A 15,259-nucleotide genomic window follows, 5' to 3' on the forward strand; every position below is an offset into this window, starting at 1 on the left:
CCATCATAGTTTGACGCCTACCGTACTACGGTGGTTATCGTACGACTGGTCCACCGGTCCCGTGACGAATGGAGTCCGCCGTGAGTGTGCTCTTCGAGCCCTTCACCCTGCGCGATGTGACGATCCCCAACCGGGTGTGGATGCCGCCCATGTGCCAGTACTCGGCGGTGCCGGAGGGTCCGGAGGCCGGGGTGCCGCACGACTGGCACTTCGCGCACTACGCCGCCCGCGCAACCGGCGGTACCGGGCTGATCGTCGTGGAGGCGACCGCGGTGAGCCCCGAGGGGCGGATCTCGCCGTGGGACCTCGGGCTCTGGAACGACACCCAGGTCGAGGCGTTCCGCCGGATCACGGGGTTCCTGCGCGCGCAGGGGACCGTGCCGGCCGTCCAGCTCGCCCATGCCGGGCGCAAGGCCTCCACCGACCGTCCGTGGAAGGGCGGCGCGCCGGTCGGGCCGGGGGCCCACGGGTGGCAGCCGCTGGCGCCCAGCGCTTTGCCCTTCGACGAGCGGCACCCGGTGCCGACCGAGCTGACGGTGCCCCGGATCCAGGAGATCGTCGGCCAGTTCGCGGACGCGGCGCGCAGGGCGCTGGCGGCCGGGTTCGAGGTCGTGGAGATCCACGGTGCCCACGGCTACCTGATCAACGAGTTCCTCTCACCGCACTCCAACCACCGCACCGACGCGTACGGCGGCCCCTACGAGAACCGGACCCGGTTCGCCCTCGAAGTCGTCGACGCGGTACGGGAGGTGTGGCCCGACGGCAAGCCGCTGTTCTTCCGTGTCTCGGCGACGGAGTGGCTGGCGGACGGCGGCTGGACCGGGGACGACACGGTCCGCCTCGCCCGCGATCTGCGGGCCCACGGCGTGGACCTCCTCGACGTCTCCACCGGCGGCAACGCCTCCGGCGTCCCCATCCCGGCCGCCCCGAGCTACCAGGTGCCCTTCGCGGCCCGGGTCAGGGCCGAGGCGCCCCTCCCCGTCGCGGCGGTCGGGCTCATCACGGAGACCGGACAGGCGGAGAAGATCATCGCCAACGGCGAGGCCGACGCCGTCCTGCTGGGCCGTGAGCTGCTGCGCAACCCCTCGTGGGCGAGGCTCGCCGCGCGGGCGCTGGGGGGCGAGGTGCGGGTGCCGGAGCAGTACCACCGGTCCGTGTGAACGAGGCGCCGGCGAGGGCCGAGCAGACCGAGGAACACGCCCCGCGCACCTGGCCCGTGCCTCGCCTCACGCGCCCAGGCGGGCCAGCGCCTGCTTGAGGCCGTCGGGCGCTCCCTCACTCAGGTGCACGACCGCCCGCTCGATGTGGGGCAGCGCGCGCTGACCCGCGACGGCCAGGGCGATGGCCGCCAGGACGCCCGCCCAGGCGACCGGGCCGAGAGGCGTGCAGCCGAGGGCCTGGCTCACGCCGGGGGTCTGCACCACGGCGACCAGGGCCACGGCCGAACCGATGACGGTCAGGCGTACGAGGGGGCTGTCGCGGCGGTCGGCGAGGGTCTGCGCCAGCTGCGTACCGACCACGGCGCACAGGGCCATGGTCGTGCTGCGGCGGATCGTGCCGGGGGTGAAGCGGCCGATCAGCCAGGCGGTGACCGCGCCCAGGCACGTGGTCAGCGCCCGGTGCCGGATCTGCCGCATCAGGGGCGTGCCGAGCAGCGACGTGCCCATCGGGCCGCTGCCCGCGCTCGCCTCCTCACGCACGTCCTTCTGCGGTGTGACCGCCACCGCCATCGCCGGGAACAGGTCCGTGAACAGGTTCACCAGCAGCATCTGACGGGTCGACAGCGGCGCCGCCCCGCCGAGGAGGCTGCCGACGATCCCGAAGCCGACCTCGCCCGCGTTCCCGCCGATCAGGATGGCGACGGCGTCGGCGACGCTGTGCCACAGCGCGCGGCCCTCGGAGACCGCCTCGACGAGCACCGTCATGTCGCCGTTGGTGAGGACCAGGTCGGCGGCGTTGCGGGCGGCCGCCGAACCCCGGGCGCTGATGCCGACGCCGATGTCGGCGGCGCGGATGGCGGCGGCGTCGTTGGCGCCGTCGCCGACCATACCGACCACCCGGCCGGAGTCCATGAGCGCCTCGATGACCTGGAGCTTCTGCTCGGGCGCCACCCGGGCGACCACACCCACGTCGTGCAGCATCCGGGCCCGCTCGGAGCGGTCCGCGGCGGCCAGTTCGTCGCCGGTGACCACGTCGGTGTCCTCGGGCCAACCCAGCTCGACGGCGATCGCCCGCGCGGTCTGCGGGTGGTCGCCGGTCAGCATGACGGGGCGCACGCCCGCCTCGCGCAGTCCGTGCACCAGCGCCGTGGACGACTCGCGCGGCACGTCCGCCAGCGCGAGCAGCCCGGTGAACTCCAGCCCCTTCAGGGGCTCTTCACCGACCTGTTCGTCCTTCTCCCCGTCGGCCAGCGGGCGTTGGGCCACCGCGAGGACGCGCAGTCCGTCCCGGGCGAGGTCGTGGGCCAGGTCGTACGCCTCGTCGGGGACGTCACGGCAGGCCGGCAGCACCACCTCGGGCGCGCCCTTGACCACGAACACCCGCCTGCCGTCGCCCTCGTGGCCCACGGCTCCGGCGTAGCCGCGGCCCGCCTCGAACGGCCGGCCCTCGGTCTGCACCCACTCGGGGTCGGGCCGGGCAGCGGCCAGCACGGCCTCGTCGGTGGCGTGCACCGGCTTCTCGGGGCCCTCCTCCGGCTGGGGACAGGCCCGTACGGCGACCCGCATTGTCTCGGTGTCCTCCGCCTCGTCGACCGTACGGGTCACGCTGTCGGCGTCGGCCACCCGCACCAGGCGCAGCTTGTTCTCGGTGAGGGTGCCGGTCTTGTCGAAGCAGACCGTGTCCATCCGGCCGAGGGCCTCCAGGGTGCGCGGCGCCCGTACGAGGACGCCACGGTGGCTCAGCCGACGGGCGGCCGCCAGCTGCGCCACCGTGGCCACCAGCGGCAGACCCTCGGGAACGGCGGCCACCGCGACCGCCACCCCACCGCTGACGGCCTCCCGGACGGGAGCGCCGCGCAGCAAGGACAGGCCGGTCACCGCGGCGCCGCCCGCCATCGTCAACGGCAGTGCCTTGGCGGTGAGTTCCTGCAGCCGGGCCTGCACACCCGCAGCCGGGGGCTTACGGGCGGCCAGGTGGACGGCCCGCGCCGCCTCGGTACGCTCGCCCGTCTCCACCACCACGGCCCGCGCCTGTCCCGCGACCACGGTCGTGCCCTCGAACACCATGCAGCGGCGGTCGGCGACGGCGGCCCTCGGCGTGGGCTCCGTCTGCTTGTCCACGGGAAGGGACTCGCCGGTCAGCGCGGACTCGTCGACCTCCAGACCGTCCTCCCACAGCAGGCGCGCGTCCGCCGGTACGACGTCGTCGCCCTTGAGCTCGATGACGTCGCCGGGGTGGAGCCGGCCCGCGTCCACGGTGTGCGAGCCGCCCGCGTCGCCGTTGCTGACGCGGGCCTTCTGCTTCTGCTCGGCGATCAGCCCGGACAGCGCCCGTTCGGCGCGCAGCCGCTGCACGCCGCCGACGAGCGCGTTCAGGTCGAGGGCGCCGACGACGAGCAGGGCGTCCACCATGGAGCCGAGGATCGCGGACGCCGCCGAGCCGACGGCCAGCACAGGTGTCAGCGGGTCGTCCAGTTCGCCGCGTACGGCCCGGCCGAGATCGAGCGTCCAGCGCACCGGTGCCATGCCGGGGGCGCGTACGACGGTGCGCGCCGCCTTGCGGACCCCGTCGCCGGCCGACGCGACGCCCGTTCCCTGCTCGTTCGCCCGGCCTTCCAGGCGCGCGCGGACGTCGCTCACCTTCAGGGCGTGCCAGGGCACCCGGGGCCGCGGGTGCGGCGCGCGGGCCACCGCGACGCCGATCGCCGCCCGGGTGCCGCTCACCAGCGCGAGCGCGGCACCGATGTCGACGGGCGCGTGCCGCAGACCGACCAGCGGGATGCCGGTACCGCTGCCCGACTCGCCGACGGCGACCAGCAGTCCGGACAGGGCCGCGCCGGAGCGGGCCAGGACCTGGGCGCGCCGGCCGACCCCGCGGGCCGGGGGCACCGCGCTGAGAAGCCGCCACACGTCGCCCAGACCGCCGGGCGCGACGAGGTCCGCGCCCCAGGCGACGGCCGCGTCCGCGTCGGCGAGCGCGACGGCCACGTCCCCGGCGAGCAGGCCGGCCAACGCGTCGGTGTCGTCCGAGGAGGACGGACGGGCCACGGTGATGACGCCGCCACGGCCGCGTAGCCGGGCCACCACCTCGCCGGTGGGCCGGTCGGCGGGGACGATGTGGTCCGCGAGCGCGGCGAACTCGCCGAGCTCGGGATCGGCGACGACCACGACGCGCAGTCCGGCGCGGCGCGCCGCGTCGAGGACCGCCTCGGCCATCGGGTCCGCGCTGCCGTCCGCGCTGTGCAGGGCGCTCGGATGCAGGAAGACGGTACCGGCCGTCTCCAGTTGCCGCAGCCGGTCCATGTTGCGCACCAGCACTCCGGTGCGGGCCAGCGCGCAGCCGAGGACCGCGTGGAAGGCGGCGGGGCCGTAGCGTGCCGCCTTCGGGGAGCCCGCGAGGATCGCCTCGGCCGCTTCGGCGCCGCTGTGCTTGACGAGCAGCGTCACGGCGGCGCCCACCAGGCTGCCGGTCTCGGCGTGGATGGCGTACTCCTGCGCCGGAGCGGTCCGCAGCGGAGGGCGCGGGAAGCGGTGCGCGGCGACGTCGTCCCTGCCGGGTCCGACCACCTGGTCGTGCACCGAGTCGAAGGCGGCACCCCGCGCCAGCGCCTCGGCGAGCTGGAGGGAGCGCAGGGCGCCGTCCAGCACGAGGGAGGCAGGGGTCTGCCCGACGCCGTGCGCGGCCGCGTTGGCCACCGCCAGGATCAGGTCCGTGGAGGAGGCGCCGAACCGGGATCGCAGGAAGCCACGGAAGCGGGGGTTCTCGCGCAGCAGGGTGACGGCGGCGGTCACGAACCGGGGCGAGGGCGGCAGCCGCAGCATGGACCCGGTGATCGCGACGACGATGCCCGCGGCGTCGGCCACGATCGCCGCGGACACGGTGCGCACCTCGCCCGGGTCGCCGGGGTGCGCGAACTCCTCGACCGGGACGTCCGCGGGCACCAGTCCGTACCGGTCGGCGATGTCGTTGGCGTGGTCCAGCACCCCGTCGGTCAGGGCGCTCTCGCACGCGACCACGACCAGCCGGGCCAGCCCGCCGTCCCAGTACGCGCAGAGCACGTCCGGGTGTTCGGCGAGTTCCTCGGCCATGCGCCGGGCCGCCCGCGTGGTGGCCCCGGCAGGGCCGGCGCGTCCCGCCGCGCCCTGCTCGCCGGCCTCGTCCTGCTCCGGGCCCCGGTCCGCCAGGTCCTGGTTCGCACGGAGCGCGCGTTCCGTGCGGTCCGCCTCGTCGAACAGGTCCGTCTCCTCGGCCCAGTCCGTCGGCGCGGCACCGTCCGCCCACTCCTCCGGTCCGAAGTCGGGGGCCGCCCGCAGCGCCAGATGCACCCGGTTGCCGGCCTTCCAGTGGCGTCCGCCTCCGGGCAGCGCCGCACGCGCCACCCGTGAGACCCGCACCATGGCCTCCGCGCCGCGCACCCCGGCGCGCGCGGTCCCGGCCACGGCACCGGCGGCGGCCCCGACCGCGGGGGCGGTGCCACGCACCAGAAGGCGCGGACCGGCCATGACGATGTCGGAGACGGCCGCCGATGAGCCGGTCAGCAACCAAAGCCCCATGTCTCGCCCTCTGCTCGTACCCGAGACGGGCCGGGGGAACAGGGCCCCGGCCCGCCGTTGCCTACCCGCCGGTGGTCGCCTTGCGCCGGCCGCCGGACGTCGTGCGCTTGCTCGCCGACGTCGAGCGCCGACCGGCGGTCGTCGTCTTCCCGCTCCCACGGCCGCTCGTCGAGCGCCTGGCCGTGGACGACCCGGAGGACGTCGTCCTGGCGGCCGTCCTCTTGGCGGCCGTCTTCTTCGCAGCCGTCTTCGTGGCGGTCGTCCTCGTGGCGGCGCCCGCCGTGGTGGCCCCGCCGTTGCCCTCGTGGCCGGGCTTCGGCTGGGTCAGCCAGGCCACGCCGGCGACCGTGAGGGCGATGGGCCACTCCACGACACCCGCGACGCCGAGCAGCCCTGCCCCGGTGTACACGGCGACACGGCGACCGCGCGGCGACACGGTGCCCACCGCGTCCAGCGCACCACCGGCCGCCTTGGTCACCACCCCTGCCCCGGGCACCTTGCGCAGCGCCGTCACGGGTGCGCGCAGCGGTGCCGGGAGCTCGGACGAAGTCTTCTGCGGTGCCATGACACTCACGCTCCCTGGCAGATCCATGTCTCACCCGGCCGGGTTCCCGTGATACGGGGTGTCATCCGTACGAATGACGAAAAGTCCGACAAGCGGATGAATCACGTTTTATGTCGTTCTATGTGAGGAGGTGTCGAGGCGGTCGCGTGCGGGGCGCGCACCGTCACGTCACGCCCGCCGCGCAGCCCCCGTCAGCTCACGCTGGTAGTCGGCGTAGGCGGTGCGCAGCGCGGCACCCGTCCAGTCGGCGGGCAGGAGCGCGGGCGGCAGCACGGGGTCGGTGAGCAGATGGCGCACGACGGCCGCGTAGGCGGTGAGACGGTCGGCGGGACGCTCCACGCGCGCGATGTGGCCGAGCAGTACGCGCGCCGTGGCGGCCCACGTCTCCAGCGGCCACAGGGCCGCCGCGAGGTCGCGCGCGGGTCCTGCGGGGCGGCTCGTGAAGGGCTGGAGCACGGCGGCCAGGTCGCCGGGCAGGGGACGGCGCAGGTTGGCCGGACGGAGCCAGACTCCCTCACGGAGTTCCGCGAGCCGCAGGGCCCCGAGGCGGGTGCGCAGATCGGCGCGCTCGGCGGGGCCGCGGCCGGTCACGGTGATCACGGCCATCTCCCAGTCGCCGTCCCACGCGCGCGTGCGGGGGTCCAGGGCGTCGTCCTGACGGCGCTGACGGTCCAGGAGCCGCTCGCTCAGCCGGTACCCGGTGTCGGTGCGCACCAGGTCGCCGGCGGCCGTCATGCGGCTGAGCGCGGCCCGCAGCGTGGAGCCGCCGACCTCGAAGGGCTCCACCGCGCGGGCGAGATCGCGCCCCGAGAGCTCCGGCGGATGGGCGCCGAGCAGCAGGCTCAGCACGACGGACCGGGCCGACAGCGGGCGCAGGGCGGCGTCGCCGGGCGGAGCGGTCTCCTCGATGCGCATGAGGTCGTACTGTACGGGCCGGATTTTGCTGTTGCAGTATTGCTGCGACCGCAGCACGAGTGCAACACTCGCCCGTATGGTCTCGACTCATGACGGTCCCTCCGGTGGCGCCACGCACGTCGTCACCAACCAGCCCCCCGCCCTGACCCCGTACGACGCGTCCGACGACCGGGCCCTGCTGGAGGGGCTGCGGCGCGAGGGCGCCGGGTGGGCCGAGGACGGCATCCGGCGGCTCGGCCGGCAGGCCGGCAGCGAGGAGGCGCAGGAATGGGGTGAGCTGGCCAACCGGCACGAGCCGGTGCTGCGCACCCACGACCGGTACGGCAACCGGGTCGACGAGGTCGACTTCCACCCGAGCTGGCACCACCTGATGCGCGTCGCGGTCGCCGAGGGCCTGGCGGGCGCCCCGTGGGCGGACGACCGGATAGGAGCCCATGTCGCCCGTACGGCGGGCGGGTTGGTGTGGGGGCACACCGAGGCGGGACACGGCTGCCCGACGTCCATGACGTACGCCGCCGTCCCCGCCCTGCGCCGACAGCCGGACCTGGCAAAGGTCTACGAGCCGCTGCTGACGAGCCGTGAGTACGACCCCGAGCTCGGCGTGCCGACGCACAAGAGCGGACTGCTGGCCGGCATGGGGATGACCGAGAAGCAGGGCGGCTCGGACGTCCGCACGAACACCACCGTCGCCACGCCGACCGCCGAGCCCGGCGTGTACACGCTGCGGGGGCACAAGTGGTTCACGTCGGCACCCATGTGCGATGTGTTCCTGGTGCTGGCGCAGGCTCCCGACGGGCTGTCCTGCTTCCTGGTGCCGCGTGTGCTGCCCGACGGCGGCCGCAACACCTTCCGCATCCAGCGTCTGAAGGACAAGCTCGGCAACCGCTCGAACGCCTCGTCCGAGCCCGAGTTCGACGGGACCGTCGCCTGGCTGGTCGGCCCCGAGGGACAGGGCGTCAAGACGATCATCGAGATGGTCAACTGCACCCGGCTGGACTGCGTGATGGCCTCGGCGACGCTGATGCGCAAGACGCTGGTGGAGGCGGGGCACCATGCACGGTACCGCAGCGCGTTCGGGGCGCGCCTGGTGGACCAGCCGCTGATGCGCAACGTGCTGGCCGACCTGGCGCTGGAGTCCGAGGCGGCCACGACGCTCACCCTGCGGCTGGCGGGGGCGGCCGACCGGGCGGTGCGCGGGGACACGGACGAGGCGGCGTTCCGCCGGATCGCCACCGCCGTGGGCAAGTACTGGGTCACCAAGCGGGGCCCGGCCTTCACCGCGGAGGCCCTGGAGTGCCTCGGCGGCAACGGCTACGTGGAGGACTCGGGCATGCCCCGCCACTACCGCGAGGCGCCGCTGCTGTCGATCTGGGAGGGCTCGGGGAACGTCAACGCGCTCGACGTACTGCGCGCGTTGAGCCGCGAACCGGGCACGGCACAGGCCCTGTTCGCCGAACTGGCCCTGGCACAGGGGGCGGACGCCCGGCTGGACGCCGCGGTGACCCGGCTCAAGGACACGCTGGCGCAGGGCTCGCCGTCGGGCGCCCGGCGGCTGGTGGAGCTGATGGCGCTCACCCTTCAGGGGTCGCTGCTGGTCCGGCACGCGCCGCCCGCGGTCGCCGACGCGTTCTGCGCGACGCGGCTCGGCGGCGACTGGGGGCACGCCTTCGGCACGCTGCCCGAGGGGGCGGATCTCGACGCGATCCTGGACAGGGGGTTGCCTCCGGCGTGAGGGGACCAGGGCCTGTCGGGTCGGCGAGCGTGACGGGGCTGCCAGTGCCCATCCGGCTTTCCGGCACGGCAGCGGCGCAGGCGGTGTCCTGCCGGGTCGGCGAGCGTGACGGGACTGCCGGTGCCCATCCGGCCTTCCGGCACGGCAGCGGCGCAGGCGGTGTCCTGTCCCGTCGTCGAGCCTGACGGGAACTGCCTGCGCAACCCGGCCTTCCGGCACGACGGGACCGCCAGGGCCGGACCCGGACGTCGGGTGCGGCGACCCGCCGGTCCCGCAGGGGCCCGACCCGCGCGTCCATGTGCACGCCGGCCGGGGGCGCGCTCGGGCCCGCCGCGGCCCGCAGCCGCCTCGCAGTGCGCGCCCGGGGCCCGGCCGCGGGCCCGGTGTCAGCTCGCTCTGCGGCGCCACCGTGCGTCGAAGCGGGCCCAGTCGGTCTCCCACTGTTCCAGGCGCTCGCGTTCCAGCCGGACGCGCAGCAGGCGGCCGCCGGCGAGCGGCAGGGCGGCGGCCGCGACGCCCACGAAGGCGCCGGTCAGGACGGCCCGGACGCGGGCCTCGGACGGGGTGGTCGGCTCGGCGACCAGACGGCCCTGCCGGTCGGTCCACACGGTGACCGGGGCGCCGGCGGGGCTGCCGGACCGCACCCTGGCCTGACCGCGCCGGTCGGAACCGTCCGACGCGGACCAGTGGACCTCGGCCCACACCCGTTCGATGCCAGGCACCCCCGAGCGCGCGAGGGACGATCCGGGCACCGGCTGGGTCAGCCGTGCCTGCACCGGGCGCCACTCGACGCGCTCGCGGGCCAGTTCCGCCTCGACGGTCCCGCTCACCGTCAGGCCGACGAGCACGCCGCCCGGCACGCCGAGCGCCCAGCCAAGGAGCAGGACCCAGGCCTCCACCCTGTCGGAGCGGCGCCTGAGCGGGTTCCGCCGCCAGCGCCACAGCCACACCCTCGGACCAGCGAACGCCATCGCAGGCTTCCTCCTCGTGAGCGCGCGAACCTCCCCCGGCCGCCCTCCCATACGGCGCACGGCCCGCCGTTGCTCACGGCCCGGGCCACCACGCCCGGGCCAAGGAGGCCGACCGACCCCGCGCACGTCCCGCGTCCGTCCGGCGACACCGTGCCGACCTGCGACGCAGCGGGTTTCGGGGGTCACTGTCAGTGCTGGGGTGCAGACTGGCCGATGTCTGGGACAAAGACGTCGCGGAGGTGATCGGCATGACCGAAGTACTGCTCGCCGTAGGTACACGAAAAGGCCTCTTCATCGGGCGCCGGCGCGGTAGCGCCTGGGAGTTCGACGAAAGCCCCTACTTCAACGCCCAGGCCGTCTACTCGGTGGCCATCGACACGCGCGGTACGACCCCACGACTGCTGGCCGGGGGCGACAGCGCCCACTGGGGGCCGTCGGTGTTCCACTCCGACGACCTGGGCCGGACGTGGGCCGAACCGGCGCAGCCGGCCGTGAAGTTCCCCAAGGACACCGGCGCCTCCCTGGAGCGCGTGTGGCAGTTGCACCCGGCCGCCGCGGAACCGGACGTGGTCTACGCGGGCACGGAACCCGCCGCGTTGTACCGCTCGCGGGACAGAGGAGAGACGTTCGAACTGATCCGTCCCCTGTGGGAGCACCCCACGCGGGCCCGGTGGGAGCCGGGCGGCGGCGGTGAGGGCCTGCACACCGTGGTCACCGACCCGCGCGACCCGAGGGCGGTCACGGTCGCGGTGTCGGCGGCGGGCGTGTTCCGCACGACGGACGGCGGCGAGACCTGGGCCCCCTCCAACTCCGGTGTCGCGGCGGTGTTCCTGCCGGATCCGAACCCCGAGTTCGGCCAGTGCGTGCACAAGGTCACGCAGGACGCGGGGACGCCGGACCGGCTGTATCTGCAGAACCACTGGGGCGTCTACCGCAGCGACGACGCGGGCGCGCACTGGACCGACATCGGTGAGGGCCTGCCGTCGACGTTCGGTTTCGCCGCCGCGGCCCATCCGCACCGTGCGGAGGCGGCGTACGTCTTCCCGATCACCGCCGACTCCGACCGGGTGCCCGCGGACCGGCGCTGCCGGGTCTTCCGCACGGCGGACGCGGGCAAGTCGTGGGAACCGCTGACGGCGGGCCTCCCCCAGGAGGACCACTACGGCACCGTGCTGCGCGACGCCCTGTGCACCGACGACGCGGACCCGGCGGGCGTCTACTTCGGCAACCGCAACGGCGAGGTCTTCGCGTCGGCCGACGACGGCGACAGCTGGCGGCAGTTGGCGTCGCATCTGCCGGACGTGCTCTGTGTGCGGGCCGCGGCGATCTGATGAGGCGACCGGGGGGAACGGGATCGTGCCGCGTCGGCCATAGGTTGATCGCCGCCGCCTGTACGGCAGTAGGGTGACGCCGTGGCACCACGACCCTTGAATGAAATCGTCGAGGCGGGCTGGGCGCAGGCCCTGGAACCCGTGGCCGGACGGATCGCGGAGATGGGTGACTTCCTGCGCGCGGAGATCGCCGCGGGACGCACCTATCTCCCGGCCGGGCAGAATGTGCTGCGAGCCTTCCAGCAGCCCTTCGACGAGGTACGCGTCCTGATCGTCGGGCAGGACCCTTATCCGACTCCGGGCCATGCGGTGGGCCTGTCCTTCTCCGTCGCGCCCGAGGTGCGCCCGCTGCCCGGCAGTCTGATCAACATCTACCGGGAGCTGAACACCGACCTGGGGCTGCCCGAGCCCACGAACGGCGATCTGACCCCGTGGACCGAGCAGGGCGTGCTGCTGCTCAACAGGGCGCTCACCACGGCCCCGAGACGGCCGGCCGCGCACCGGGGCAAGGGCTGGGAGGAGGTCACCGAACAGGCCATCCGCGCCCTGGCCGCGCGCGGCAAGCCGCTGGTGTCGATCCTCTGGGGGCGTGACGCCCGCAATCTGCGCCCGCTGCTCGGCGATCTGCCCTCGGTGGAGTCCGCGCATCCCTCCCCCATGTCGGCCGACCGCGGCTTCTTCGGCTCACGCCCGTTCAGCCGCGCCAACGACCTGCTGATGCGCCAGGGGGGTCAGCCGGTGGACTGGCGTCTGCCGTGACGGGCGAGCGGCGCGCCGACGCATCGGTCGGTGAAGGCGGCTTCCTCGCCGTCGACTCCGGCGGCTCCGGACTCCGTGTGGTCGTCGGGGACGTCGCACGGGGGCCGCTCGCCGTGCGCGAGTCCCCGGTGCCGGTGCGGACGGGTGACCGGGGCATCGACGCCGGGCACCTGATGGAGCAACTGGTGCCCCTGGTGCGGTCCTCGGCTGCCGAGGCCGGGCTCCCGGCACTCGGCACCGCCGCTGTCGGCGCCGCGGGATTCGGCACGCTCGGTGACGCCCTGCGGGCCGAGTTGCCCGGTGCGCTGCGCCGCGAGTGCGGGATCCGGGCGGTGGCCCTCGCCGCCGACGCGGTCACCGCGTACGCGGGCGCGCTGGGGTCACGGCCCGGTGCCGTCGTCGCCGCCGGTACGGGACTGATCGCCGTGGGCACCGACCTCACCCGCTGGCGGAGGGCGGATGGCTGGGGGCATCTGCTGGGCGACTGCGGCGGTGGCGCCTGGATCGGGCGGGCCGGGCTGGAGGCCGCGTTGCGGGCGCACGACGGACGGGAGGGCGGCTCGGCCCGACTGCTGCGGTGCGCCGAGGAGTTGTTCGGCCCGATGCCGGCCCTGCCCGGCAAGCTGTACCCACGCCCGGACCGGCCCGCCGTCCTGGCCTCCTTCGCCCCCCGGGTCGCGGACTGCGCCCGCGAGGGCGACCCGGTCGCCGTGGAGGTGCTGCGCGCGGCGGCGGGTCACATGGCCGACTCCGCACGCGCCGTCTGCCCGGCGGAGGGCGAGCCCCAAGTGGCCTTCACCGGCGGCCTGTTCAAGATCGGTGCGCCGCTCCTCGCGCCGCTGGACGAGGAATTGTCCACGCGGCTGCCGCGGGCACGGCGGGTGGCGGCCGAGGGTGATCCGCTGCACGGCGCGGTGCGGATCGCGACCGACCTGGCGACGGGAGCGCTCGGTCTGCCGCGTGACGAGAAGATGCTGTACGTGGTGACCGCGCAGGAGGACTGATCCTCCGAGTTGCCCCCGTGCATCCCCCTTTCGTCCTGCACATGCCGCCGCCCGCCGCAGGGAAACCCGCTGATCACTCCCCATTCGGACGTAACTCATCAGACAAAACAGGACGGATACCGCTCACCTGCACCCTCCCCGAACAGAGGAGCCCAGTAAGCCAGTAACATGCGGCGCCATGAGCTCCCCCACTGGACCCGCGTCCGGCCTGCCAGTACGAATGCCGCGACCCCGCCAGCCCGGGCGGCACCGCCGACCCGAGCCGCTGGCGGCTCCCGAGGGCGCGCCCGCGCTCGTCCTCGCGGTCCCCGGCACGCCCAGCGCCGCCACGCGCGGCCTCGCCGAGGAGGTCGTGAGCATCGCCCGCTCCGAGCTCCCCGGCCTGGACGCCCGGATCGGCTACGTCGACGGGGACGGCTCGGAGTTCCCCACCCTGCAGGCCGTGCTCACGCAGGCCGCCGAGGAGCGCACCGCCCGCTACGAGCAGGCGCGGGCCGCGGGAATGGACGTCAAGGAGCCCGACGGTCCCGTCGCCGTCGTGGTGCCGCTGCTCGCCGGCCCGGACGGCGCGCTGCTGCGCCACATCCGTCAGGCCGTGATGGACAGCCGGATCGCCGCGGAGCTGACCGACGTCCTCGGCCCGCACCCGCTGCTCGCCGAGGCGCTGCACGTGCGCCTGTCGGAAGCCGGCCTGGCCCGCGCCGACCGCGCCCGGCTGTTCACCGTGGCGACGGCCGCGGACGGCATCATCCTGGCCTCCGTGGGCGGCGAGGAGGCCGTGCAGGCGGCCGGTATCACCGGCATGCTGCTCGCCGCGCGGCTCGCCGTGCCGGTGATGGCGGCGGCCCTCGACCAGGAGGGCTCGATCTCGTCCGTCGCCGAGCAGCTGCGCTCCTCGGGCTCGCAGCAGCTGGCGCTCGCCCCGTATCTGATCGGCCCCGAGATCGACCCGGGTCTGGTCGAGGAGGCCGCGGCCGAGGTGGGCTGCGCCGCCGCCGAGGCGCTCGGCCCCTACCCGGCGATCGGCAAGCTGGCGCTGGCCAAGTACACGACGGCGCTGGGCATCGCCCCGCAGCAGCCGCAGGGTGCGCCGGTGCGCTGACCCGGCGCACGACAGCCGTACCGATGGTGGGCCCGCTCCGGACGTCGGAGCGGGCCCCCGGCTTCGGCGGCGACGGTCAGCCGAACACCACGCAGGACGCCGCGGGCACGGCGACCGAGCCGGCCCGCTCGGGCAGCCCCGTGTCCGCGTCGAGGGCGAACCAGGTCACGTCGCCGGAGCGCTCGTTCGCCACGTACAGGTGACCGCCCGAGACGGCGATCGCCCGCGGCCAGTGGCCTCCGCACGGAACGGTCCCGGTCAGCCGTACCTCCTCCCCCTCGACCGCGAACACCGACAGCACGTCCTCCCCGCGCGTCGCGGTCCACACGAAGCGGCCGTCGGCGGAGGCGACGATGCCCGACGGGTAGGCGTCCCCCGCCGGGGCGCCACGCAGGACCGGCGTCTCGGTCAGCGGCTCCAGCGAACCGTCCGCGGCGTCCCAGCGGCAGACGGTGACGCTCGGGCTCAGTTCGTTGAGCACGTAGACGCGGTCGCCGTCGGGATGGAAGGCCAGGTGGCGGGGGCCGGAGCCGGGTCGCAGCGCGGTCTCCCGGTGCAGGGCGAGACCGTCGTCCGTCAGCGTGCACACGCGCACGGAGTCCGTGCCCAGGTCGACGCTGACGACCCAGCGTCCGCTCGGGTCGCCCTGCACCTGGTGGGCGTGCGGGCGCCGCTGACGCAGGGTGTGGGGGCCGGAGCCGGAGTGCCGCAGCACGGCGGACGGGGCGGCGCCGAGGGTGCCGTCGGGCCGCAGCGGCACGGCGGTGACGCTGCCGGAGCCGTAGTTGGCCGTCAGCACGTGACCGGCGACGACGCTGAGGTGGGTGGGTCCGTCGCCGACCGGGACGGGGCGGCCGGCCGGTTCGGGTACGGCGCCGGTGACACGGTAGGCCGCGACCGCGCCGTCGGTCGTCTCACTGACCGCGTAGAGGGTGTCCCCGCCGGACGAAAGGACGAGGTACGAGGGGTCCGGCACGCCGTTCAGGCTGCCCAGCACCTTCAGAGCACCGCTCGCGGCGTCCACCGCCGCGGTCACCACGCCGGGGCCGCCCGCCGCCGTGAACGACCCGATGAACGCCCGCCCGCCGTTCGCCACCGCTGTCCCCTCTCGATTGCCGGGTGTCGCGGGCGACGCTAGCAGCTGATCCCCATCGGTCTAGACCAAG

The 15,259-nt window shown here is 74.9% G+C and carries 11 protein-coding genes; 6 read left to right on the forward strand and 5 right to left on the reverse strand.

What is annotated here, in order from left to right:
- The first annotated feature begins 80 nt into the window (after window positions 1-80).
- The gene (locus ACZ7LV_RS19550; protein WP_471940780.1) at window positions 81-1,160 is read left to right on the forward strand and encodes an NADH:flavin oxidoreductase/NADH oxidase; all 1,080 of its coding nucleotides are present in this window, start codon (window positions 81-83) and stop codon (window positions 1,158-1,160) included.
- Window positions 1,161-1,226: 66 nt separating this feature from the next.
- On the opposite strand, the gene ACZ7LV_RS19555 is transcribed toward ACZ7LV_RS19550, so the two are convergent.
- The 3 genes from ACZ7LV_RS19555 to ACZ7LV_RS19565 form a co-directional block, all read right to left on the reverse strand.
- Window positions 1,227-5,714 (reverse strand): HAD-IC family P-type ATPase, encoded by a 4,488-nt coding sequence (locus tag ACZ7LV_RS19555; RefSeq protein ID WP_471940781.1) that lies wholly within the window; start codon window positions 5,712-5,714, stop codon window positions 1,227-1,229.
- 61 nt (window positions 5,715-5,775) lie between these two features.
- Window positions 5,776-6,279 carry a hypothetical protein gene (locus tag ACZ7LV_RS19560; RefSeq protein WP_471940783.1) on the reverse strand — a complete coding sequence of 168 codons (504 nt, stop codon included), beginning with the start codon at window positions 6,277-6,279 and terminating at the stop codon, window positions 5,776-5,778.
- A gap of 168 nt (window positions 6,280-6,447) precedes the next feature.
- Entirely contained in the window at window positions 6,448-7,194 is a 747-nt protein-coding gene (locus ACZ7LV_RS19565; RefSeq protein WP_471940784.1) for a PaaX family transcriptional regulator C-terminal domain-containing protein, read from the reverse strand.
- Between the two features lie 76 nt (window positions 7,195-7,270).
- On the opposite strand from ACZ7LV_RS19565, the gene ACZ7LV_RS19570 reads away from it, so the two are divergent.
- Window positions 7,271-8,926, forward strand: a complete 1,656-nt coding sequence (locus ACZ7LV_RS19570) for a DNA alkylation response protein (RefSeq protein ID WP_471940785.1) — start codon at window positions 7,271-7,273, stop codon at window positions 8,924-8,926.
- Between the two features lie 386 nt (window positions 8,927-9,312).
- Here ACZ7LV_RS19570 and ACZ7LV_RS19575 read toward each other — a convergent pair whose 3' ends face one another.
- Window positions 9,313-9,897 carry an Rv1733c family protein gene (locus ACZ7LV_RS19575; RefSeq protein WP_471940787.1) on the reverse strand — a complete coding sequence of 195 codons (585 nt, stop codon included), beginning with the start codon at window positions 9,895-9,897 and terminating at the stop codon, window positions 9,313-9,315.
- 191 nt (window positions 9,898-10,088) lie between these two features.
- Between ACZ7LV_RS19575 and ACZ7LV_RS19580 the strand changes: the two genes are divergently transcribed.
- The 4 genes from ACZ7LV_RS19580 to ACZ7LV_RS19595 all read left to right on the forward strand — a co-directional run bounded on the left by ACZ7LV_RS19580 (window position 10,089) and on the right by ACZ7LV_RS19595 (window position 14,093).
- Window positions 10,089-11,228: a WD40/YVTN/BNR-like repeat-containing protein gene (locus tag ACZ7LV_RS19580; protein WP_471940789.1), complete on the forward strand. Its 1,140-nt coding sequence runs from the start codon at window positions 10,089-10,091 to the stop codon at window positions 11,226-11,228.
- Between the two features lie 81 nt (window positions 11,229-11,309).
- Window positions 11,310-11,987 (forward strand): uracil-DNA glycosylase, encoded by a 678-nt coding sequence (locus ACZ7LV_RS19585; RefSeq protein ID WP_471940790.1) that lies wholly within the window; start codon window positions 11,310-11,312, stop codon window positions 11,985-11,987.
- The gene (locus ACZ7LV_RS19590; protein WP_471940791.1) at window positions 11,984-12,991 is read left to right on the forward strand and encodes an N-acetylglucosamine kinase; all 1,008 of its coding nucleotides are present in this window, start codon (window positions 11,984-11,986) and stop codon (window positions 12,989-12,991) included. The genes ACZ7LV_RS19585 and ACZ7LV_RS19590 overlap by 4 nt, the downstream gene beginning before the upstream one ends.
- A gap of 178 nt (window positions 12,992-13,169) precedes the next feature.
- Complete coding sequence (locus ACZ7LV_RS19595; protein WP_471940793.1) at window positions 13,170-14,093, forward strand: sirohydrochlorin chelatase; 924 nt, start codon at window positions 13,170-13,172, stop codon at window positions 14,091-14,093.
- 76 nt (window positions 14,094-14,169) lie between these two features.
- Here ACZ7LV_RS19595 and ACZ7LV_RS19600 read toward each other — a convergent pair whose 3' ends face one another.
- The gene (locus ACZ7LV_RS19600) at window positions 14,170-15,189 is read right to left on the reverse strand and encodes a lactonase family protein (RefSeq protein WP_471940794.1); all 1,020 of its coding nucleotides are present in this window, start codon (window positions 15,187-15,189) and stop codon (window positions 14,170-14,172) included.
- Window positions 15,190-15,259 lie beyond the last annotated feature (70 nt).

This window comes from Streptomyces sp. NPDC107562 (assembly GCF_055657325.1).

What these genes read in the sequence shown, in the direction of transcription:
- ACZ7LV_RS19555 (WP_471940781.1), bottom strand. Translation starts at nt 5,714, where the DNA reads ATGGGGCTTTGGTTGCTGACCGGCTCATCGGCGGCCGTCTCCGACATC.
- ACZ7LV_RS19560 (WP_471940783.1), bottom strand. Translation starts at nt 6,279, where the DNA reads ATGGCACCGCAGAAGACTTCGTCCGAGCTCCCGGCACCGCTGCGCGCA.
- ACZ7LV_RS19565 (WP_471940784.1), bottom strand. Translation starts at nt 7,194, where the DNA reads ATGCGCATCGAGGAGACCGCTCCGCCCGGCGACGCCGCCCTGCGCCCG.
- ACZ7LV_RS19570 (WP_471940785.1), top strand. Translation starts at nt 7,271, where the DNA reads ATGGTCTCGACTCATGACGGTCCCTCCGGTGGCGCCACGCACGTCGTC.
- ACZ7LV_RS19575 (WP_471940787.1), bottom strand. Translation starts at nt 9,897, where the DNA reads ATGGCGTTCGCTGGTCCGAGGGTGTGGCTGTGGCGCTGGCGGCGGAAC.
- ACZ7LV_RS19595 (WP_471940793.1), top strand. Translation starts at nt 13,170, where the DNA reads ATGAGCTCCCCCACTGGACCCGCGTCCGGCCTGCCAGTACGAATGCCG.